This window comes from Spirochaeta cellobiosiphila DSM 17781, from assembly GCF_000426705.1.
In the GTDB taxonomy this organism is placed as follows: Bacteria; Spirochaetota; Spirochaetia; order DSM-17781; family DSM-17781; genus Spirochaeta_E; species Spirochaeta_E cellobiosiphila.
In genome coordinates this window covers 354,252-374,714 of record NZ_AUFW01000007.1, presented here as the reverse complement: position 1 = coordinate 374,714, position 20,463 = coordinate 354,252, and the positions used below count along the sequence as shown (strand labels likewise).

Below are 20,463 nucleotides of genomic sequence, written 5' to 3'. Positions count from 1 at the left end.
GGGTCTGTAAGGATAAACTTAAATTGAGGCATAGGTATGAAAAAAAAGAACACCCCAATACAAATTAAAAAAAATAAAGCGGATAGGCTATTATAGCGACTACTTCTAATGAAATTAAAAAATAAAGCCAATGTTAGACTTGCGGGTGTTATGAAAATAACTAACTTAATAAACCAATTAAAAGTTAGCGAAAAATCGTAAGGATTAATTGATAGATAAATCAATGTTAATCCCAGTATTGAGATTGTAGATAGTAGATAAATTAATACAAAATATAATAATGAGTAAATTCGCCTAACCACAATAGAAGACTAACATATCGACTTTTCATATTGCAAGAAACTTATAAAGAAATGCGTTTTATTAGTTGAACGAAAGATTATCTTCAAAATCAGTAGTCTGATCTCATTTCTTGCTTTGTCCACTACTTATCCACAAGCTAAATTGGGAATTTGTGGAAATTTGTGAATTCAAGAAATTCAAGTGAATTTCGTAAAAAAAAATAGAATTCCCCTAAAAAAACTGTTATATCTTTGTGTGTAAAGGAATTAATAATTCATATTCTATGTTGGAGTAAATTATTTTTCCTAGGTATATCAATCTTACAATTATGTAATTGATAGATAATGCAGTATTCCAACAAACATTCCACAAGTTATCCACAACTATATATGAGAATTCATAGATTTATCCACAAAAAAATGTGAACAAGTACAATATCATAATTCCTACTCTTTCAGACAATAGAAACTTAATACCTAAAGATGTATGTGATTTAAAAAATAAATTAGGTTATAAAAAAAGAAACCCACTTCTAGAAGTGGGTTTTTATTATTCAAAATAGAATTTCGTCAGCTTTCTTTTTCCATTTTGCCTTTTAACTGTTCCAGTAATAATTCTGCTCCAGAACTAGGATCCTCTAGAGCTTCAAATTGCTTATCAAGAGTGTCTCCTGATGTTAAATCTTCAAGTTCTTGGGTAGCATCAATTTCTGCTTCTATCTGATCTACCTTAGCGGACATTCTATCAAAAGCATCAAACGCGGAATTATTACTCATCTTTGATAGGGTAGAGTTGATTTTCTGTTGAGCTTCAGCTCTCTTAGCACGGGCTATAAGTAAATTTTTCTTTCTTTGAGCCTCTTCTATCTTCTGTTGCAGTTGGCGTAAGCTGGATTTTAACTGTTCAACAGTTTTGTGTTGGGCTTCCCATTGCCCCTTGTAAGATACTGCAATTTTGTCTATATCTTGCTTACGAATTAAAGCTTCTTTTGCTAAATCATCTTTCTCAGCCTTTACTGCAAGCATAGCTTTTCTCTCCCACTCTTGAGATTGAGAAAGATGTTCGTTCATCTGTCGTTCTAATTTTTTCTCATCAGCAATCGCTGATGCAACACTTTTTTTGCTCTCAATGAGTTGTTCATTCATATCAATAATGATCTGGTTTAAAACTTTTTGTGGATCTTCAGCTTTGCTTATTATGTCATTGATATTCGATTTGAATACTCTCTTTATACGGTCAAACAATCCCATCTTGTCCTCCTAATCCCGATACTTGCTTAATGCTTTAAAATGTTGTGCTAGAGCAAGTCCAAATGCATCTAATGAAGCTTGTAACTCTTCTAAATCCAAAGTAGCTATTTCCAGGGTATCGATCAAGATAAGATTCTCATTTTCAATAGCATAAGCACCATGCATCAGATCTGAACCATTCAATGTTAGTACTTGTTTATATAAATCTTCACGTTTCTTTGTAGGTAGGCTCATAACATTAATTCTAACAATCAATATTGGTTCTTCAAGCATTAATATTATGTTGTTTAGGCCTTTTTCCTCATCTGTTATAAGCCACATGCTGTCATCAAGATTTTCAAACGTACAATCTAGATTTATAAGATATGACTCTACTTTGTTTTTATAATCCATATTACCTCCCATACGGGACGATCTTTTATTAATTTTAACTAACTAACCAAGAAAAACTTGACCTGAGTTATCGATCGCCAGAATTGTTTTGCATTCAGAACATCTAAATCGTCCAGGTTTTGTTGCTTTTAACTTTTTTGAGCATATGGGACATTTAAAGATCTTTGGAAAAGTCCCTGTCGCTCCTGCCTTGTCATCATGGGAAAAGTACTCAACAGCTTCGTCTAAATTTTCTTTTATGTTGAAAAATTGACTAAATCCTAACAACTGGAAGACTTCGTAGACTTTGGGTTGAATCTCTAAAAGTACTAAATCTCCACCACGTGGCTTTACAGCTTTTAAAAATGCTGTAAAAGAACCAATCCCTGTACTAGATACATAATTTAGACCACCACAATGAAATATCATGTTTATATATCCAGCTTCTACTGCCTTTGTTACTCTTTTCTGGAAAAAATTAGAATTGTAAGTATCGATGTATCCCGTAAGATACAAGACGAGGCAACCTTCCACCTGATCAATTTTCTGTAGACGGATTTTTAGGGAATCGTCCTTCTCATCGTCGAATCCAGGTACAATATCGTTGTTATTCATGGTTCCCCTTCAAAAAAATAGTATAAATAGTCAGTACTTAATATTATTTGGTGCTTAGACCTTTGTCAAATGTATTAGGTTTTTTTTTGAATAAATGCAACCCTTGACCATGGCATACTTTGACTAAATAATATTAAGTAATTGTAGGAGAAGGTTAATGGAAAAAAAGTTATTAACTCTGATCATGTTTTTTGTTCCTATTATAGTGTTTGCACAAAGTAGTAGTGATATTTTGGATAGGATAAGTTTTGATTATGATATTAAATCTTTACATAATACGGATTTCCAGGAAGATAAGTGGTTAGTTCTTATTGCAGGAGTATATTCGGTAAATTTGATTGATCGTAATGAAGATAGTTATACAGTTCTTGTTGAGTTATATGATGGAGAATGGAGTGGTGAAACTGTAGAGTTGTATAAGTGTTATGTTCAATTTAAAGGGAAGGAATTTCTTTTGAATTTTCCTCCACGAAGATCTAGGACTCCTACCATTAATGAAATATCCACTAATGATGAAGTCTTAGTTCTTTGTCGATTTGTAGGTTATGATGATGAGAATATTCCCTTATTATCAGGTTCGTTGATAAAACGCATCCCTTAGTTTTTTGGGGATCTTATTTTGCTAATAAACAATAATATATAGTAATAAATGTATTGAAATAATCTATAGTATTTTAAAGGATTAAGAATAGTTTTTCCTATATTGCTTTGGCCCTTGAGAAATTTTTCACGATCAGGACGTCTTTTTCTACCTGCAATGATTTGAAAGATAGACTTTACATATAATGATAATCCTTCATTTAGGTGCTTGCGGTTTTGGTAGACCCAGGAATTAGCTTTCTTAATACCATCCCCAATTAAAAGAAAACTTGGATTACTCTTTTGTATAGCTGTTTTTATATCCTTTTCCATATTTTTAGGATAGTATCCAGAGTATCTTCCTACCATACTTATACCGGGAAAACTGCTCCTTAGATTGTTGTCTGATATTTGGGTTACTTGTTTTTTTCCACCCAAAATATACAAGGAGCGTCTATAATTTTCTAAGATACCTAATGTTCTGATGACAAAATGAAAAGGTTCATATTGTTGGGGTATATCGAGTTTTAAAAACTTCATACCATTTTGCAAACTCTTGGAAAGAGGTATGACTAATCCTGCATTTTCTAACATTCTAAAGTATTCTTTATCTCTTCTAGCCTTCATGAAATCAGAAAAAGACAGAAATATTATTTGTTGGTGTTCTTTTTTGTCTAACAAATTAAGAATAATAGGTTCCAAAGCATCAGGTGGAACAATATCAATGGGTATTCTTAAGAAATAAACTCGCTTTGCCTCTATAATGTTTTCCAACTACTTTTCTCCTGTATTATTGTTTTAACTGCTGCAGTGGCGTATAAACTAGCCGTTTCTGCTCTTAGGATATTTGATCCTAAAAATACTGGTTTGTAATTCCATGAACGCATTTCATTAACTTCCTCAGCAGCAAGGCCTCCTTCGGGACCTATGATGAGAGCAATACCTGGGTAGCTTTGGGAAAGATAGCTATGTAGGCTTTCTTGTTCAAGTGGTTCTTGATGGAAAAATAGTTTTAAATAGTTATCTGGTATATGCTCATTTAATTGACTAAATTTTATTGTCTGTCTTATAGTAGGGACTTTTGAAGAGCCTGATTGTTGTACAGCTTCTATACTTATTTTTTGCCAACGCTTTAGCTTCGATTCTTCTTTATCGCTAATTTTGGCAATGCAATATCGTCCTTCTACTGGCTGGATTATATTTATTCCCATTTCAGTGGCATGACGAATGACATCCTCTAGTTTTTTTCCTTTAAGAAGGAAGGGTACTAATATGATATTTGTTGTATTTGTTTTATTCTTATCCAGTTTGTGTATTGAAAGTTGGACTTCTCCCTCTCTGATATCTTGAATGATGAGACTGTATTCTTGATCCTTATCATCAATGCCTTTAAGTTCTTGTCCTATAGAATATCTTCTGACATTTATCAAATAGTGATATATTTCTTTATTTAAGGTGATTGTATTTTTGATTATTTTATCTGAGGGAATCAAAAGTTGTTTCATTAATAATTTCCAAGGAGACTAATATGATACTGTCTGTGACGAGGCCCATCAAATTCACAGAAATAAATACCCTGCCAAGTTCCTAAAGTAAGGCCTCCATCAACAAAAGGGATTGTAGCACTTGTTCCTGTCAATAAAGTCTTAAAATGGGCTGCTGAATTTCCTTCACTATGTTTGTAATTATTGTCATTCCAGGGTGCTACATTATTAAATAGATAGATAATGTCTTTTTTGACATCCCCATCATAGGCTTCATTTATTGTAATTCCAGCAGTGGTGTGAGGACTATACACAACACATAAACCTTCTCTTATACCTGAATTTTGTACATATGTTTCAACAGTTTTTGTAATATCTAACAACTGATCATGGTGATCAGTTGTTAGAGTCTTTACTATCATTTTCATCTACTTAATACTCTATCCATTGCTTTTTGGAGAGTGATATCATATTCCATATCATAAACAGGGAGTGGTTCATTTGTCACTCGACTATTTTCAACAAGTATCATTCTTTTTATAAGACGCTCTTCTAGATTAATCCCTTCTTCTACAAGGTTTTCATAGAAATTATGTATCTGCTGTGTAGTCGGGTTATGATTTGCTTCTATGAATTGAGCGATTCGATTATCTTGTAATAATGTCTGATAGTTTTTTAATTCCTCTTCACTCATCTCTGGTTCCTCTACAACAATATCAGGATTGATACCAATCTTATCAATATTAACATCATTAGGTGTGTAATATCTTGCCACAGTCATCTTAAAGCCTTCTTCTCCAAAAGGGATAATCTGCTGAACAGAACCTTTCCCATAGGTTGTTTTTCCAACTAATTCTGCTCTATCTCTATCGCCTAAAGCTCCTGATAATATTTCTGCTGCTGAAGCACTTCCTCCATCTATAAGTACTTCTATGGGAATATTGTCATTAACAATTTTGGTCTTTGATGCCTTATATATATGGTTTTCACTTTTTATCCTGCTTTTAGTGCTCACGATGATACCGTCACTAAAAAAATAGTCAGCAGTTTTTACAACTGCATCCAGTAATCCTCCAGGATTATTTCTTAAATCGATAATAAGCCCTTTGTAGTTTTTATCTTTGAATTCTTTTAGTGCTTCTTTGACCCTGTCTGCGGTGTATGGTGTGAACTGTATTATTCTTATATATCCGATGTCATTGATCATGGCATGTTTTACTGTTGGAACTTCAATCAATGCTCGTTTTAACTCAACATCAAAGGATATTGTACCGTGTCTAAGTATGGTTATTTTGACAGAGGTGCCAGCTTCTCCTCTTAATTTACTAATCACGTCATCAACAGTTAGGTCATTAATGGGCTTCCCTTCAATTTGTGTGATGTAGTCGCCAGTCATTAATCCTGCTCTGAAAGCGGGCGTATCTTCAATAGGTGATACTATTTCTACATAGTCTGGATATTCCCGATATTGTGGATCAAGTTTTTTAATATCAAAGTCTTTTCCTTTTTCTATTAATTCTTTTTCAAGAGCAGCTTCTCTTAATTTTACAGCTCTGGGATCTGGCTTTGATATATACAGACCTACTCCTCCAAAAGTTCCTTCTGTGGTATCGGCAAAATCTGACATATCGTCTTCTGTCAGAAATAACGTATAGGGATCATCCATAGATTCGAACAATCCTTTCATAGCTCCTTCAAATAGAACTTCTGGATCCATTTCATCAACGTAATTGTTCAAAACAAAGTTAAAAACACTTTGAAACATGGTTCCATAATTATATATGTTCTCTTGTTTATCATTCTGGCTCTGGGCGAATGCTTTTGGTGTTAACATTAAAAGGGCTATAAATAAAACTGAAAATGCAGTGATGCCCATCCATAAGAATTTTTCATTTTTTAGCTTCATCAAATACTCCTGATTTTACAGCCTTGACCGTAGAGGGGTTCCTGCATAAACTTTAGTACACATGAGCACAAAATCAACACAAAGATTCATCATTGCTATTGTAGATTTGTTAAGGACCATTATGTTATTTCAATGGGCCATGGGCTATATCAACCCAAAAGGAAATACTATCCTATCTACAATCGTACTAACTGTCGGGGTTCCTCAACTGGTCACACCTGCTCTTTTATTCTTTACTTGTTTCGTTAGAAGTCAGTTGTTCAAATATAATAGAATATTAGTCTTTTCTAAAGCCCTATCTGTAATAACTGAATTTTCATTAATACTTGGCTTATATAGAGCCTTTATGCTAAGAATTACAAATAATGGTATATTATTTATTAACATCTTACCTTTGTTAGGTATTGTGGCCTTTGACCTATTGTTAATGACAGCACTATTATTTAAAGTATCTGATCCCAAAATAGATAAAATGGATACGAATCAATTACCTGATTGGACAGAAACACCTTTGGAGGATGACTGATGCATATTATACCCATAGCGAGTGGTAAGGGGGGTGTTGGTAAGTCAACTTTGTCTGCCAATCTAGCTATTGCTTTAGCAGAAACAGGTAAAAAAGTTATTTTGACTGACTTGGATTTAGGAGCTTCTAATTTACATCATATTTTAGGAATAAGAGCCATTCCTCAGGGTATTGGCAATTTTTTAAGTAATTCTAAGTTAGCTCTTAATTCTTTGGTTATGGAAACGGAGTATGCTGGTTTATTCTTTTTACCAGGAGACTCTGAAATTCCGGGTGTAGCCAATCTTAAGGCTAGTCAAAAGAGTCGTTTAATAAAAGCTCTTAAGGGCTTGGATTGTGACTTTTTGATACTTGATTTGGGGGCTGGTAGTAGTTTTAATACGCTGGATTTTTTCTTAATGTCCAGTCATGGTATCATAGTATCAACACCAACCTTAACAGCCACTCTTAATGCTTACTTGTTTCTAAAGAATACAGTATTCAGGATATTATCGGCTTCCTTTAAAAAAGGGTCTATTGCAGCTGATCAATTAGATAAGGCATTTCAATCGATTTCTGGTTTACAGAAGATATATTTGCCTAAATTCCTAGAGACCATTAGAAAGGAAGATCCTGAAAGTTATAATAAATTTTATGAAAAAATAAAGCATTTTCGACCAAGATTAGTCTTCAATATGCTTGATGATCCAAAGGATGTGGATAAAGCAGACAAAATTCGAAGAAGTACTAAAGAATATTTAGGCGTTGATCTAGAACACCTTGGTATTATCTATCGAGATGAGATTCAAAAAACGGCCTTAGGTAGTCGTTTACCGATAATAGTATATAAACCCCAATCAATTGTTGCACAAGCTATGTACAGAATCGCCGATAAAGTTCTCCAGTTAGCAGAAGAGGATGATGGAAATTTCGAAATTGATTCAATTGATGATACCTATCTTGAAGCGGCTTATGAAGCGGAGGTTGATTTCAATGCAAAATTACAAGATGTGGAAGCCTTATTAAATACAGGTGCTCTTACCATGGGAGATCTTGTTGAAACAATAAGAGTTCAACAATTAGAATTGAATCAGATTAAAAAAGAGAATTTATTGCTGAAGTCTAAAATCCTGAGGGCTGCTAAACAGGGCTTTAAAGTTTAGTTACAGCGGGAATAGAGTAGTATGGCTGATAAATTGAAGGGGTTTCTTACTTTAGAAGTTGATGATAAAGAATTAGAAGCCTACCTAATTTTTGTTGAGGATCCTGATGGTGATGACATTACCTCCCAGACCCTTATGGAGCATCTTAAAAAAAAAGGTGTCATCTTAGAATCAGACACTAGCGTTTATGATGATTACCTAAAGGTTTTAAGAAAGGACAAAAGGGTATTGGCTGCTTCTGGGACCGCACCCACAGAACCTGTTAAAACAGTAGTCAATTGGACAGAGCAGCAAACTCCACCGGAATTGCAAGTTGAACAAGATATTCTCTTAGGTGCTGCAAAAGCTCCTGCGGTTTACAAAATCATTATAGAAAAAGTAAAAAAAGAAAAACTAGTTGATAAGAAATCTTTGCCTTTCTTAAAAGCTAAACAGGAAAAAGTTTCCTTTATAGAGAAAAAAGAGATCAAAGAAGCTGTAACTGTGAATGATGCAGTTGTAAATGCTTTTTATGTTGATACTAACGATATTATTGCAAATATTGTATCTGGTTCTCCTGGTTCTCCTGGTTCTCCTGGTAAGAATGTATTTGGTAGGCCAATTCCCGCTCCCTCTTTAAATGATGATAGCATTCTTCCTGGTAATGGCGTTGAAGTTAGTAAGCACTCAATAATAGCTAAGACAAGAGGTTTTGCTAGAATAGGTAGTAACTGGGTGGATGTTGTTCCCTTTTCTCCTCACGCATTTAATTTTTATTTATCAGAAGATAATAGTACCTGTTATTTATCTATCACAACTGGTTCTCCCGAAAGTAGTCTTCCATCCAAAGAAAAAGTTCTGACTTCACTTCATTCTCTTAAATATCCCAAAGAGTTCTTAAAAAATGAAGATAAGATTTATGCTTTAATAATCAAGTCCATACAGAATAGGAAAAGTTATAAAAAGGTATGCATTTCTCAAGATAAAGATTGTGAAGTTTCTGTAGATATTTCTACTGATAAAGTAATTGCATATCTAAATCTACATAAAGGTGTGGGCAAAGGAAGTCCTCTTGATGTAAAAAAGCTAAAAACCCTAATACAATCGTATCAATTTAAAGATGTTGATTTTGACAAGATCAATAGGGATCTAAAAAATTTTATATCATCCAAAGAAATGGTGTTAAAAAACTATGTTATTGTAGAAGGAATAGCTCCAACCCAAGGAGAATCGAGGTTTTTAGAATTTAAGCTTGATTTTATGAGCCAGAAAGAGTTTAGCAAAATAAGAATTGAAAATAAAAATTTTCCTATAAATTATTTAACTAAAGCATCATATGTTACAAAAGGTAAACAATTAGCACAATTTTCTGTTCCTAGTGGAGCAAAAGTTGTGGGAACAACTGGCCGTGATATTTTTGGTAAAGAGATTCCAGGTATGCCAGGAAATGATCCTGATATTGTGATCGTCGATGGTCTTCGAATGAATGGTAATCATCTTATTGCTTCAACTGATGGACTGTTAGTGATAGCAGAAAAAGAAGAAAGTATCTTTTTATTGGTAACAAGTTATAAGAATGCAAATATAGAAATCATAGTAAGTGAAGATAGGCTTAGAGCTTTTCTTAATATTGATAGACCAGAAGGTAGTGGCCTGGGTATAGATATGGAAATGTTAACAAATACGTTAACTAAGGCTAAAGTAAATAATGGTGTAGACAAATCAAGATTAGAAGAAGCTTTAGATATTTTTATAGCAGGAGGAGAAGTTCGTAATTTTTTAATCGCACAGGGAACTCCTCCTTCTAATAGTTTTGAAGGTAGAATAATCTACCAATTTCCAGATATTAAAGGCCTGTTACGAAAAGATAACAAATTCAACATCCCTGTAAAAAAAGGCCAGCATCTTATTGATGTTAGGCTTTCTGATAGTATTGTTGAAGGCAAAGATGTCTATAATCGCCCAATACCTGGTATAAGTGATGAAGATTTCTCTATAGAAATAGGGAGAAATATTACTAGAGAGGACTCTGATAGTGTTTATTCCTTATTTGCAGAAAATGCTGGAGAGTTGATTTATGAGGATCAACGTATTTATATACGGGATTCAGAGTATATAGATGGAAACCTTACCCGATCAAAAGGAAAGTTACGTTTTCCTGGATCGATTATTATTAAGGGTGATATAACACCTGGTTCTGTTGCTATTGCAGGAGGTGATATTCATGTCTATCAAGGAGTTCAAAGTGCTCTTCTTTCAGCAGATGGATCAATTATCGTCAAAATGGGAGTGAGAGGTCTTGGTAAGGGGGTTTTGAGGGCCAAGAAGCATATTAATTTATCTTTTGTGGAAAACTCGACTCTTATGTCTGTAGGTAATGTTAATATAACAAAGTCATGTTTGAGAGTTAATATTAATTGCAATGGCCGTATTTTTTTAAATAAAACTCAGTCTTCACTTGTTGGTGGAGTGATCAAGAGTAGAAGAGGTTTAGAAGTCTTAAACTTAGGTTCTGAATCTGCTGTTACAACCAGGGTCTCTTTTGGTCAAGATTACTTAGTTGAAAATAAAATTGCAGCAGAAGAGCGGGATATTGAGAAGTTGAAACAAACTATATTAAAGATAGATCAAATAATGGTAGCCTATGAAAAGAATCAAAAAAAGGAAGGTTTGGATAAAATTCGAAAGCAAAAAGTAGATATTATGAAAAAAATGGAAAAGAAGACTTTAGCTGTTTTTAATCTTAGAGAAAAATACGAAGAACATTTCGAATCTGATGTTGTTATTTGGGGTAGTATTTTTCCAGGAGTTGTTCTAGAAAGCCACGGTCGTGAATATGTAGTTGAAACAAAGTTAAAAAATGTAAAATTTTATTTTGAAAAAGAAACAGGTCATATTAAATATGAATCAATATAAGGAGTTAAGATGCTGGCATATTTAAATTATCCCTCATGGATTAAACCTGAAATAATTCCTGGGCTACCAATACGTTGGTATGGACTTATGTATTTGGTTGCTTTTGCTATAGCGTATTATTTATTGAATTATCAAATAAAACAGAAAAAATTGAATACGCAAAAAGATATTGTAAGTGATTATGTTACTTGGGTCATTGTTGGAGTTATTGTTGGGGCAAGAATCTTTGCTACTTTGGTATATGATACTTCTGGCCGTTATTGGACTGCCCCCTGGTTAATATTTTGGCCTTTTCAAAATGGTCATTTTACTGGCTTGGCTGGTATGAGTTATCATGGTGGTGTAATTGGAGGAACCATTGCTGCTGTTATCTTCTCAAAGATCAAGAAAATGGATGTTCTGGTTTGGGGCGATATGTTAGTAACCTCTATTCCATTAGGGTATACATTTGGAAGGATAGGTAATTTTTTGAATGGAGAACTATATGGGAGAGTAACCACTGCTCCATGGGGTGTTATATTTCCAAATGCTGAAAAGTTTGATGTTAATCAGCCCTGGGTTAAAGATACTATGAATAGATTGAATATTACTATTGCGAACAACATGGATAAAATCAATCTACCAAGACATCCTTCTCAGTTGTATGAAGCTTTGTTTGAAGGTGTGATTCTTTGGCTGTTGCTTTGGTTTGTCATTCCCCGTTTTGTAAAAGTTAGAGGAGGCCTGATTAGTTTTTATTTGATAGGCTATGGATTCTTCCGCTTTGTTATTGAATATTTTAGAGAACCAGATGTAGGTATGGATTTCCCCATTATGTTTGGTGTGCAAAATAATCCTAACTATCTTTTTCAAAGCTTATTTAATTTTACTACTGGTCAGATTTTATGTTTTCTAATGATTTTAGGTGGAATTATTTCTTATATTGCTTTTGTTCAAGTGGATAGAAAGACAAAAAAATGAAAAAGCTACTGCTCCTGTTCTTATTTATAATTGTTCAGAGATTAGGAGCAGATCCTATAATAAATCAGTTAGGTCAATATTCTATTTACTTACCAGTGGGCTGGAAAATTGTGGATAACACTAATGATTTTTTGTGGTCTTTTAGCTCTTCAGATGGAAAGATTGCCTGTCAAATTGGGTATTATACTTCAAAAGAAATACAAGGTTTAAATCAGTTGGTTGATTTGTATTCAGATCAATTTGTATTAGTTGGAGACTCAACAGATTTTAAGTATCGTTCATATAAAGGTGTATTGGGTTTTTATGATTTTGTAGTTAATGCTATAGATATGACTGGTGTTTTTGCCTTTGTTGAAACCAAAGATGGATTTCTTGGTATTTCTTGCTTTACCCTTCAGAACGATTTTGATAATGCCTCTGACATTATACTATCCACCATTGATAGTGTCCGTATCCTCCCTATTCAAAATTGTGCAGGAATTATTAGTGTTGCTTCTCATTTTAAACAAGATAATGAAAAAGGTTTGGTTTTAGATAACAGATATATTTTTTACGATCAAAATTCTATTAAGGTTAGTCAGATTATAATTGAACGGGAAGCAAGGATACTGGCCTCTTATGGTAAAAATGATTTTACTGAAGCATGGATTAGATATTATCAGCTTATATATGAAGATAACTATGAACGACTTGATGTTTTGTCTTCTTTTCTTGATATATACTGGTCCGAGTACTCAGAGACTGAAAGAATTCAGAAACTAGTGTCATGGGTTCAAAATTTTAAGTATACAAGATCTGAACTTTTCTCAGATCTATTGTCACCTGTAGCTACAGCTTATGAGTTTAGTGGTGATTGTGATTCGCGATCCTTACTCATTATAAGTATTTTAGAGCATTGGGGGGTGGAATCAATATTGATGGTATCTGAAGAGTATTCTCATGCTATGGTCGGTATAAGTATGGATTATACTGGAGCCCAATTTAATTTTAATTCTAGAAAATATGTAGTAGCAGAAACTACAGAATCTGTATCCATTGGTTTGATTGGGAGTAATGTAGCTGATCCTAGTAAATGGTTAGGCGTATCCTTTTGGAGCCGCTCAAGATGATTTGGTTAATTTATATTCTTACCTTTTTGATAATTGTGTCATGGTCAATATATTTGTATAAACAATGGGAACATCCTTTAAACTATGCAGAAGACAGCCCTTGGCGTTTTTTATTAATGGTTACACCGAGTTCTATTTTCTTGCTGACTATGTTTTCTGGTTTTTCTAACAATATTGTTATTCCATTAGACATAATTGGTATGGTATTACAGATAATATTGATATTAACATTATCAATATTATTGAAGATATCCAGTCTTAGAGGACCCAAAAGTTATAGGCGCTCCTTCGTTCTTATCACAATATCCTATTTACTGATTTCAATAGTGAGTCTAATAGTTTTGTTTAGTGTTAGGCTTTATCCTCCTTTTTTGATTCCTGTGATATATTTAATGGAAGAGGCGAAGAATATAGACCTTCTAAAATCTATATGGCCTTATATAAGTCCTGAGAATTCGAGTTTTCAATCTGATTTTCTTATCAACAAAGTTTTGATAGCGATTCTATCCTATATCCCTGTAACTCTATTGCGAATGATTTACACTGCCCATGCCCAAAGAAAGCTAAAGCTACAAATAAATGATTTAAGAACTGACCTAGAAGATCTTAAAAAAGAAATTCATAGTAAAAAATGAATTAGTTTGTATTAAATAGTATACACAAATAAGGTTGGTTCATTAGATAAACTATATTAGTGGTGTTTAATTCTATATATATTATATAAATAAGTAATATTTTTATTGTTGGCAAAATAATTGCATAATATGTAAGGGATGAGTGATGAGGATTTGAATATGGAACAAGTGATTGGAACAGTGAGTTTAGTTAAGAAAAGCGATCGTTCAGAATTACGTACTGAACTAGTTCGCAAGTCTATTCATATGACTATTGCATTAGTTCCGTTATTCGCTAAAATTAATTTAAATTTAACTATGGTTTTGTTGGCATTAGGAACCATTTTTTATTCTGTTAGTGAGATGTTAAGAACTAACGGAATAAATATACCTGTATTAAGTAAGGTGACAGTGATGGCAGCCAGAAAGCGTGATTCTGGTAAGATGGTCTTAGGACCCATTACCCTAGGATTGGGGACTATGTTATGTTTGTTATTATATCCTGAACCATCAGCTTCTATTGGAATATATGCTTTGGCCTTTGGAGATGGTATTTCCAGTCTGGTTGGTAAATATTTTGGTATTATAAAAATCCCATTTACTGGTGGAAAAACTTTTGAAGGAACTTTGGCTGGTATAATAGCAGTTTTAATAGCAGTTTTTTTTATTACTAATGATGTTTCTTTGAGTATCGCTATAGCGTTGTTTTGCGGATTTGTAGAAATTTTTCCATTAAGAGATTTTGATAATATAGCTATTCCTGTACTAACAGGGCTATTTTCTTTGATAATAATGGCCTAATTAGATCCAAAGATATATTCTATGGAATCGGATTCCGAATCTGATTGTTCCAATAATTAAAAGTACATATCCCAAGACGTTTATCAGGATAGGCAAGGGTTGGAATACTAATTCAATACCTAGATAAACAAATAATAAATTCACAGCTAAATATAAGTAATCCTGATTATTCTTAATGAGAAACGCAACAATAAGATTAAGTATTCCTAATAGTTCTATTATAAGAAGAAATATGACAAAATAGGGAAGATCTCCTGGTGTGTTAAGCAGGTTAGAGGATATTTTCATATCATTAATTGGGATATTCGCACTTATTAGAAAAGACAATACTATATTTAATAATATGAGTATTCCATAATCTTGATATTTAAAGTCCGCTGCATATAAAGAGGCTGACAATAAGAACAGGCAACCTGATATACGAGACATAAGGATAATTCTTGTGTTCAGTTCTATAAAGTTAATTATATAATTTTCACTATAGATATACAGATTTAAAATTCTTAAAACATTAAAAGATAAAGTTAAAAGAAATAAGGAAAAGAAAAAGACTTCTGGTGATGATGTTTTTCGGAAATACATTCTAAATAATACAAGCGCAATGAAGGCAATCAAGCTAAGGATAATGGCAGAGATAGAAGTTTGGAAAGCTTGTTTTGGCATAACAGGTGATTCATCTGTTAGAAACCACCAAATCCAGGAACTGGACAAGTTAAGTTGTTCAAAAAATGACAGACCATGAAGATAAAGGAGTTGAGCAAATATATAAATACCTAAAATTGATAAAAGTAATGATAGAATAACTGATAATAATGTAAAAGTACTTCTAAGGGCCAATGTCATATACTAGAATTAAACACTATACGAGTAACTAGGTCAAAGGAAAAATACTTTAATCTTGTTTGTTATTTGTCGATAGTAATAGTGAGGTGCAGACTAATGAAAAAAACTATATTGCTACTTTTATTATATGGATTTGTACAGGTTGGGGTGTTTGCTGGAGATGTGGCAGATTTTGTCAATTTAGGTTTTTCTGCAGATGGAAGGTATTTTTATTTCGGTCAGTATGGTGTAACCGATGAAAATCATAACCCTTATGGTGAAGTGTATTTAGTCGATGTCTCAAGTAATCAATTCTTAAATGATGGTGTGAGAAAGAAAGAATTCAATTCGACAATCAGCTTGGGTGGAACAGCGCAGGGGGCTTTGTATTCTCTATTGGAGGAAATGGTTCCTCAAAGAAAGAAATATGGCATTCAATATCTTAATCAAGGTCGATTAATTTTTGTAAGAGTTATGGAACCTAATGATGTTTCTAAAGACCTTTCTGGTATTAATTTTACTGATTTTGTAACTAAAGATAATTATCAGGTGAATATTGATCAGAAAAAAGAAGGCACTGGAAAACAAGAAAGGTCATCTTTTTTTATACAGCTAGATATCACTCTTAATAATAGTGGCAAAATAAGAAAAACTGTTGGTTTGCCTAATTATTATCGACCTGGAATAAGTAGCTATAGGATCAATAGAATTATTAAAAGTCCTGATGGTAATTCGCTTGTTTTTGTTATCGAAAAGAATTTATCTGAAGCCCAGGGCGGCGGAGTTAGATATATGGTTGAGACTGTAAGTTTGAAATAGCCATTTAATGATTCGTTTTTTAATACTTATATTATCTCTATTGTCTCTTTTAAGTTGCTATCAATCTGTCGAGAAAAAAGATATTGATGATAAACCCCAAAAAGATCATTTTATTTATATATGGCAGGATAAAAAATTACAAAGGTTGACAAGCTGGAGTAATAGGAAGCCTGCTTCGTGGTTAGCGTGGTCTGAAAAAGATAGATTAGTAGATATCATTGAGTCAGATAATGATATCTGGGGGCTTGCTAACCATTATGGATTGATAAATATCAAGCAAATCAACCAAGATCTTGAATTTTCCTATTTTCCAGATATACTTTTTACAGAAAGAAGTGCTGTGAACATGTTTAGGTATGGGGGTAAAATTAATATTCATATCTACTACAACACTGTATTTGGACATAGCAAACCACATCTCGATAGAGTTAATTGGCTTCAGTTCAGTAATGGTCAATATAGTGTGAGACCTCTACCGTTTATAGTTAATAATGCAGAAGAAATGACTGGGCTTGTCCAAAGGCAATCAGGTGATTGGGCTATAGAAGTAAAAAGAAATCAACGAGACAGAATTTACTTTGATTATTTCTTATATCATCCAGGGTTAGAGCAATTTAAATCTATATCTATAAGTGAATATAGAGCTAGTTATGATTTTATTTTACCGCCAGAGGCTCCAAGAATATATACAGAATTAATAGCCAAATTGAACGATTTTTATGGTAAATCAAGTGTGGAACATTTGACAATTAGAAGTAAAGATCAAAAGGCTCCTGAAAGATACCAAATAGGTTCAACAAGAGAGTTGCTGTCTGGTAACTCAGAATTAAAAGAAATCCTGGCTTATGCTCTAGGTAACAGTCTTTTTATTTATTTACCTGAAGGAAGGGTTATCTTCTTGTATGAAAATGGTTCTGTTAGTGACTTTTATAGTATACCAAATATGCCAAGTAATATTGGAATTACCAATATTATCTGGAATGAACAGGGATATTATCTCTTGTGGGAAGAACAGGACTTTTATAAAGTTGGCAATAGTGGAATAATCTACCTTCCTTATTACTATTTTGATATATAATATTAGTATGCGTTTATTTGGTATATTTATATTAATGCTGGTCTCAACACTTAGCTTTAGTCAATGGCAAATTGGTGCAGGTTTAAATAGTGTGTATATACATAATAGTCATGAAGATAGTGCACCTAGTCCTCTATTAACAGCATTTGATGTGTATGGAAATAGACCAATTAATGAGTATGTTGTTTTTGAACCGCATATGATTTTTTGGATAAATGACTATTCTAATATTGATAATAGGACAGTTCCTGTAGAAATAGAATATAAAGATGCTATTAGTGTCTTGACGGTGATGTTGGATCCACAGTTTCTGTACCACATAGATTTAAAAACAGTTATTAAACCATATCTATTTCTTTCACCAGCTTTTGTTTTTAGAATCCCATTAATAAGTTATGGCGAAGGTGAAAAATACAGATCTAGTCTTTTTACTAATTTTAATGGAAGTGGACATTTTCTTTACCCAGGAGTTGGTTTTGGCTTTGAAAGTGAAATTAGTAATAAATGGGATATTGAAAGTCAGTTTGCCATTTATTACCCTCTATTAATTTCTAAGGTTGATCCATTTGATAACTTAACCATTAAGTGCGGTATTTCCTTTAAATATAATATTTAGGATTAATTTTGTGAGTTCTTCCAAGTTTATCAGAGGTAAAATATCCATTAACTAAAGCTGATCCGGCATCAATAGAGGCTCCAAAACTAGATAACACAAATAGAATTGGTTGTAAATTTAAGAAACCGTCTTCCATCCCCTTGCCGTATAAGCCACAAAGCATAGAAAGGGCAACATATGATGCTCCATAGGAATGAAAGGGTAGTGTGAATGAAATGAGAAATGAGAATCCAAAAGTCCATAAATATTGAAAAATAGTAATTTCTAGACTTGAATAAGATCTTAGAATTACAAAAAAACTTACTGCTGTGATAACCGCTGTACCAGGCCGTCCAAATAAAATATTCAAAGGAAGGTGTATAGCTCCTATTTTTCTGGGAATACCCAGGTTTTCTCTACTTTCTTTAACAATAGTTCCATATGCAAATATAGAATTACCAGATATCAAAGCAGCCATTATTGAACCAATATACCCTCTTAATAATTGATATGGATTTTTTGTTTTAGTAATTAACATAGTTAGTAGGGGATAAATAACGAATAGAAGAAAGACTGTGAATATTCCAATAATTAATACAACTTGTAAATAGGGGGTTATGTCTTCAACCATTTTCCATTGAATTGTATAAAATGTTCCTAAAGCAATCATTCCTAAGCTTAAAAGTTCAACAATTAAACTATTCATTTGGTAGAATAATTTACCTAGAGTATCTAACACATCTTTTATAATTAAGGTTTCTCTTTTATCATAATTTAAATGAATACCAATCATAAAACTAAAAAATAAAATAGGCAGGAGAGCATTTGCTCCTAAAAAGACATTAAATACATTATCTGGTATAAGCAATTTAAATACATCAATCCAATTACTAGCCTGTACTTGAGCTACTTCTTCTGTGATTATTGGGATACGTCTAGGATTTATTATAAACGCTACAGTTGCCCCAATTAATAAAACAACAAATGTGTTAAATACAATAAAGAAGAGGGAATATAAAAAAGTTTTTATACTATCTTTTTCTTCCATCATTTTATAGACAGCAATTGAGAAAGAGAAAAACACTAAGGGATAAACAGCGTACTTCCCAATTCGGATAACTAAATCGCTAATTTCAGATATTAGTGAAAATGATGTATTGGGAATAAAAACTCCTAATATAACACCTGCCAGTATTCCAATAAGATATTTGATCCAAATTTTCATTTGTACTCCTGCTATTTATTATTCCAGAAAAAATTTCTTCGATCTTTGTGTTTAACATATTTACCATAAGGATATTTCTTAGGCATTGATCGTATTAAGTCATAATAATATTCTAAAAAGCTATCAGTTTCTGAAGCTTTTGAATCAAAAACAGTTACCCTTTTATCGGTATATTCACCAATCAGAGATGTTGCAAAACCTCTAAAGCCTTCATACACACAGGCATCAATGGCTTTATTGTGAGAATCACCTGTTTCTTCATATATAATGATTGTAAGGTTCCCCTGTTTCTGTTTTCTTAATAACTGCAATGATTCTTTACACAGGTACAGTGAACTGAATAAGTAATTTGTGAGGATATTACTTATTTCTTGATTGGTGTAATCTTGAAATCGAATACCCTCTTTAATAGGTCTATATATAGTTATAATTTCATCCACAGTTTCAAAAAATGTTCTAGTTTGTAAAAGTAGGTTTTTTGCTGAAATAGAAGAGGAAGGTTTCCAGGAAATAGTATTAACGTCTTCTTCATTTTGTTTGTCTTCTAGAGATGTTTCAACTGTAGCTAATACGTTATATCCTTCCTTATTTAAGAATGAACCGATTTCATATCCAAGATGTGTATCATAACCTGTTAAAAGTACGTTCCTAGCCATGAAAATCATATTAGCTTTAAACATCATCACGGTCAACATAACAATTAATTGAAAAAACATGGCATAATATTCAGTTATTAATAAGGTAGTAGTTGAAGAACTTATCATTATTCTCTAAATTCATAAATAAATAAGGGGAATTCATGTCACGACATCCAGATCAGAATAAGAAGAGAAAGATTTTGGAAGCGTCTCTAGAGGCTTTTGGTGAGCTTGGTTATAAGAAAACCACTATCAAACATATTGCCACAAAGGCAGAAATTGCTCCAGGTTCAATCTACACTTACTTTAATGATAAAACCACACTTTTTGTAGCGACTATAGACGATGTGTGGAATAGATATATTGAAAGAACTATAAACATTTCTAATGAAGACTGGGATTTTGAAACAAAATTTATGGAATCAATAGATTTTGGTTTAGAGCTACTTTATAAGGCTCACTATCTATTGGGCAGTATGCTTTCTACTGCAGAAAGACGAGCAATGCTTACATTTCACTTAAAACAGACAATCAATGCTATTCAACCATTGTTTTTGGCAGGTCAGGCTGAAGGCATTTTTGTAATATCTGATGATCCAGAATTACGAAGTTTTCAACTTGAGACCTATATATGTGGAATTCTATTTGAATTATCTGTTGTAGAAAAAAAAGAAGTAAAACAAAAAATAGATTTTATCAGAAAGGGTATATATAAACACTTTTTTATGAAATCATAATGCCATCAAATAAT

General features: G+C 32.7%; 23 protein-coding genes. 12 read left to right on the top strand and 11 right to left on the bottom strand.

Features of this window, described 5'->3' with window-relative positions; all coding sequences use genetic code 11:
• Window positions 1–851: 851 nt before the first annotated feature.
• The 3 genes from K345_RS0101655 to K345_RS0101645 are packed head-to-tail and all read right to left on the bottom strand — an operon-like array spanning window position 852 to window position 2,519.
• Window positions 852–1,532, bottom strand: a complete 681-nt coding sequence (locus K345_RS0101655) for a PspA/IM30 family protein (RefSeq protein ID WP_028972694.1) — start codon at window positions 1,530–1,532, stop codon at window positions 852–854.
• A gap of 9 nt (window positions 1,533–1,541) precedes the next feature.
• Entirely contained in the window at window positions 1,542–1,925 is a 384-nt protein-coding gene (locus tag K345_RS0101650; RefSeq protein WP_037570754.1) for a YbjN domain-containing protein, read from the bottom strand.
• 42 nt (window positions 1,926–1,967) lie between these two features.
• The gene (locus K345_RS0101645; RefSeq protein WP_028972692.1) at window positions 1,968–2,519 is read right to left on the bottom strand and encodes an STAS domain-containing protein; all 552 of its coding nucleotides are present in this window, start codon (window positions 2,517–2,519) and stop codon (window positions 1,968–1,970) included.
• Between the two features lie 157 nt (window positions 2,520–2,676).
• Here K345_RS0101645 and K345_RS0101640 point away from each other — a divergent pair, with 157 nt between their 5' ends.
• Window positions 2,677–3,120 carry a hypothetical protein gene (locus tag K345_RS0101640; protein WP_028972691.1) on the top strand — a complete coding sequence of 148 codons (444 nt, stop codon included), beginning with the start codon at window positions 2,677–2,679 and terminating at the stop codon, window positions 3,118–3,120.
• Here the strand turns inward: K345_RS0101640 and K345_RS0101635 are convergent.
• From K345_RS0101635 to K345_RS19260, 4 genes are read right to left on the bottom strand one after another with little or no spacing between them, the layout of a single operon-like run.
• Window positions 3,117–3,872: a WecB/TagA/CpsF family glycosyltransferase gene (locus K345_RS0101635; protein WP_053227973.1), complete on the bottom strand. Its 756-nt coding sequence runs from the start codon at window positions 3,870–3,872 to the stop codon at window positions 3,117–3,119. The genes K345_RS0101640 and K345_RS0101635 overlap by 4 nt on opposite strands.
• Window positions 3,857–4,603, bottom strand: coding sequence for an RsmE family RNA methyltransferase (locus K345_RS19265; protein ID WP_053227972.1), 747 nt, complete (start codon window positions 4,601–4,603; stop codon window positions 3,857–3,859). The genes K345_RS0101635 and K345_RS19265 overlap by 16 nt, the downstream gene beginning before the upstream one ends.
• Window positions 4,603–5,004 (bottom strand): secondary thiamine-phosphate synthase enzyme YjbQ, encoded by a 402-nt coding sequence (locus tag K345_RS0101625; protein WP_028972689.1) that lies wholly within the window; start codon window positions 5,002–5,004, stop codon window positions 4,603–4,605. The genes K345_RS19265 and K345_RS0101625 overlap by 1 nt, the downstream gene beginning before the upstream one ends.
• A gap of 2 nt (window positions 5,005–5,006) precedes the next feature.
• Window positions 5,007–6,488 carry a S41 family peptidase gene (locus K345_RS19260; protein WP_053227971.1) on the bottom strand — a complete coding sequence of 494 codons (1,482 nt, stop codon included), beginning with the start codon at window positions 6,486–6,488 and terminating at the stop codon, window positions 5,007–5,009.
• A 61-nt stretch (window positions 6,489–6,549) separates the two neighbouring features.
• Between K345_RS19260 and K345_RS0101615 the strand changes: the two genes are divergently transcribed.
• From K345_RS0101615 to K345_RS0101595, 5 genes are read left to right on the top strand one after another with little or no spacing between them, the layout of a single operon-like run.
• Complete coding sequence (locus K345_RS0101615; RefSeq protein ID WP_028972688.1) at window positions 6,550–7,014, top strand: hypothetical protein; 465 nt, start codon at window positions 6,550–6,552, stop codon at window positions 7,012–7,014.
• Complete coding sequence (locus K345_RS0101610; RefSeq protein ID WP_028972687.1) at window positions 7,014–8,156, top strand: P-loop NTPase; 1,143 nt, start codon at window positions 7,014–7,016, stop codon at window positions 8,154–8,156. The genes K345_RS0101615 and K345_RS0101610 overlap by 1 nt, the downstream gene beginning before the upstream one ends.
• 21 nt (window positions 8,157–8,177) lie before the next feature.
• Window positions 8,178–11,051 carry a flagellar assembly protein A gene (locus K345_RS0101605; protein ID WP_028972686.1) on the top strand — a complete coding sequence of 958 codons (2,874 nt, stop codon included), beginning with the start codon at window positions 8,178–8,180 and terminating at the stop codon, window positions 11,049–11,051.
• Between the two features lie 9 nt (window positions 11,052–11,060).
• The gene (gene lgt, locus K345_RS0101600) at window positions 11,061–12,011 is read left to right on the top strand and encodes a prolipoprotein diacylglyceryl transferase (RefSeq protein WP_037570752.1); all 951 of its coding nucleotides are present in this window, start codon (window positions 11,061–11,063) and stop codon (window positions 12,009–12,011) included.
• Window positions 12,008–13,120 carry a hypothetical protein gene (locus K345_RS0101595; RefSeq protein ID WP_028972684.1) on the top strand — a complete coding sequence of 371 codons (1,113 nt, stop codon included), beginning with the start codon at window positions 12,008–12,010 and terminating at the stop codon, window positions 13,118–13,120. The genes lgt and K345_RS0101595 overlap by 4 nt, the downstream gene beginning before the upstream one ends.
• An 82-nt stretch (window positions 13,121–13,202) precedes the next feature.
• Here the strand turns inward: K345_RS0101595 and K345_RS23405 are convergent, their stop codons facing one another.
• Window positions 13,203–13,391 carry a hypothetical protein gene (locus K345_RS23405; RefSeq protein WP_211227811.1) on the bottom strand — a complete coding sequence of 63 codons (189 nt, stop codon included), beginning with the start codon at window positions 13,389–13,391 and terminating at the stop codon, window positions 13,203–13,205.
• A 121-nt stretch (window positions 13,392–13,512) separates the two neighbouring features.
• Between K345_RS23405 and K345_RS23400 the strand changes: the two genes are divergently transcribed.
• Together K345_RS23400 and K345_RS0101585 are read left to right on the top strand one after the other, a co-directional pair.
• Entirely contained in the window at window positions 13,513–13,755 is a 243-nt protein-coding gene (locus tag K345_RS23400; RefSeq protein WP_211227810.1) for a hypothetical protein, read from the top strand.
• A gap of 159 nt (window positions 13,756–13,914) precedes the next feature.
• Window positions 13,915–14,535: a diacylglycerol/polyprenol kinase family protein gene (locus K345_RS0101585; RefSeq protein WP_028972682.1), complete on the top strand. Its 621-nt coding sequence runs from the start codon at window positions 13,915–13,917 to the stop codon at window positions 14,533–14,535.
• Here K345_RS0101585 and K345_RS0101580 read toward each other — a convergent pair whose 3' ends face one another.
• A complete protein-coding gene (locus tag K345_RS0101580; protein ID WP_156888266.1) occupies window positions 14,536–15,378 on the bottom strand; it encodes a hypothetical protein in 843 nt (280 codons plus the stop codon). It abuts the gene before it with no gap.
• Window positions 15,379–15,474: 96 nt separating this feature from the next.
• Between K345_RS0101580 and K345_RS0101575 the strand changes: the two genes are divergently transcribed.
• The 3 genes from K345_RS0101575 to K345_RS0101565 are packed head-to-tail and all read left to right on the top strand — an operon-like array spanning window position 15,475 to window position 17,870.
• A complete protein-coding gene (locus tag K345_RS0101575; RefSeq protein ID WP_028972680.1) occupies window positions 15,475–16,176 on the top strand; it encodes a DUF2259 domain-containing protein in 702 nt (233 codons plus the stop codon).
• 7 nt (window positions 16,177–16,183) lie between these two features.
• Window positions 16,184–17,254: a DUF8086 family protein gene (locus K345_RS0101570; protein ID WP_028972679.1), complete on the top strand. Its 1,071-nt coding sequence runs from the start codon at window positions 16,184–16,186 to the stop codon at window positions 17,252–17,254.
• Between the two features lie 7 nt (window positions 17,255–17,261).
• Window positions 17,262–17,870: a hypothetical protein gene (locus K345_RS0101565; RefSeq protein WP_156888264.1), complete on the top strand. Its 609-nt coding sequence runs from the start codon at window positions 17,262–17,264 to the stop codon at window positions 17,868–17,870.
• On the opposite strand, the gene K345_RS0101560 is transcribed toward K345_RS0101565, so the two are convergent.
• Together K345_RS0101560 and K345_RS0101555 are read right to left on the bottom strand one after the other, a co-directional pair.
• The gene (locus K345_RS0101560) at window positions 17,854–19,074 is read right to left on the bottom strand and encodes a dicarboxylate/amino acid:cation symporter (RefSeq protein ID WP_028972677.1); all 1,221 of its coding nucleotides are present in this window, start codon (window positions 19,072–19,074) and stop codon (window positions 17,854–17,856) included. The genes K345_RS0101565 and K345_RS0101560 overlap by 17 nt on opposite strands.
• Window positions 19,075–19,085: 11 nt before the next feature.
• Entirely contained in the window at window positions 19,086–19,730 is a 645-nt protein-coding gene (locus K345_RS0101555; RefSeq protein WP_211227809.1) for a Rossmann-fold NAD(P)-binding domain-containing protein, read from the bottom strand.
• Window positions 19,731–19,873: 143 nt separating this feature from the next.
• Between K345_RS0101555 and K345_RS0101550 the strand changes: the two genes are divergently transcribed.
• A complete protein-coding gene (locus tag K345_RS0101550) occupies window positions 19,874–20,449 on the top strand; it encodes a TetR/AcrR family transcriptional regulator (RefSeq protein WP_028972675.1) in 576 nt (191 codons plus the stop codon).
• Window positions 20,450–20,463: the final 14 nt, after the last annotated feature.

Bases quoted from the DNA above. Each gene is read 5' to 3' on its own strand.
- K345_RS0101655 (WP_028972694.1), bottom strand. From the start codon at position 1,532: ATGGGATTGTTTGACCGTATAAAGAGAGTATTCAAATCGAATATCAAT.
- K345_RS0101650 (WP_037570754.1), bottom strand. From the start codon at position 1,925: ATGGATTATAAAAACAAAGTAGAGTCATATCTTATAAATCTAGATTGT.
- K345_RS0101645 (WP_028972692.1), bottom strand. From the start codon at position 2,519: ATGAATAACAACGATATTGTACCTGGATTCGACGATGAGAAGGACGAT.
- K345_RS0101640 (WP_028972691.1), top strand. From the start codon at position 2,677: ATGGAAAAAAAGTTATTAACTCTGATCATGTTTTTTGTTCCTATTATA.
- K345_RS19265 (WP_053227972.1), bottom strand. From the start codon at position 4,603: ATGAAACAACTTTTGATTCCCTCAGATAAAATAATCAAAAATACAATC.
- K345_RS0101625 (WP_028972689.1), bottom strand. From the start codon at position 5,004: ATGATAGTAAAGACTCTAACAACTGATCACCATGATCAGTTGTTAGAT.
- K345_RS19260 (WP_053227971.1), bottom strand. From the start codon at position 6,488: ATGAAGCTAAAAAATGAAAAATTCTTATGGATGGGCATCACTGCATTT.
- K345_RS0101615 (WP_028972688.1), top strand. From the start codon at position 6,550: ATGAGCACAAAATCAACACAAAGATTCATCATTGCTATTGTAGATTTG.
- K345_RS0101610 (WP_028972687.1), top strand. From the start codon at position 7,014: ATGCATATTATACCCATAGCGAGTGGTAAGGGGGGTGTTGGTAAGTCA.
- K345_RS0101605 (WP_028972686.1), top strand. From the start codon at position 8,178: ATGGCTGATAAATTGAAGGGGTTTCTTACTTTAGAAGTTGATGATAAA.
- lgt (WP_037570752.1), top strand. From the start codon at position 11,061: ATGCTGGCATATTTAAATTATCCCTCATGGATTAAACCTGAAATAATT.
- K345_RS0101595 (WP_028972684.1), top strand. From the start codon at position 12,008: ATGAAAAAGCTACTGCTCCTGTTCTTATTTATAATTGTTCAGAGATTA.
- K345_RS23400 (WP_211227810.1), top strand. From the start codon at position 13,513: ATGGAAGAGGCGAAGAATATAGACCTTCTAAAATCTATATGGCCTTAT.
- K345_RS0101585 (WP_028972682.1), top strand. From the start codon at position 13,915: ATGGAACAAGTGATTGGAACAGTGAGTTTAGTTAAGAAAAGCGATCGT.
- K345_RS0101580 (WP_156888266.1), bottom strand. From the start codon at position 15,378: ATGACATTGGCCCTTAGAAGTACTTTTACATTATTATCAGTTATTCTA.
- K345_RS0101575 (WP_028972680.1), top strand. From the start codon at position 15,475: ATGAAAAAAACTATATTGCTACTTTTATTATATGGATTTGTACAGGTT.
- K345_RS0101570 (WP_028972679.1), top strand. From the start codon at position 16,184: ATGATTCGTTTTTTAATACTTATATTATCTCTATTGTCTCTTTTAAGT.
- K345_RS0101565 (WP_156888264.1), top strand. From the start codon at position 17,262: ATGCGTTTATTTGGTATATTTATATTAATGCTGGTCTCAACACTTAGC.
- K345_RS0101560 (WP_028972677.1), bottom strand. From the start codon at position 19,074: ATGAAAATTTGGATCAAATATCTTATTGGAATACTGGCAGGTGTTATA.
- K345_RS0101555 (WP_211227809.1), bottom strand. From the start codon at position 19,730: ATGGCTAGGAACGTACTTTTAACAGGTTATGATACACATCTTGGATAT.
- K345_RS0101550 (WP_028972675.1), top strand. From the start codon at position 19,874: ATGTCACGACATCCAGATCAGAATAAGAAGAGAAAGATTTTGGAAGCG.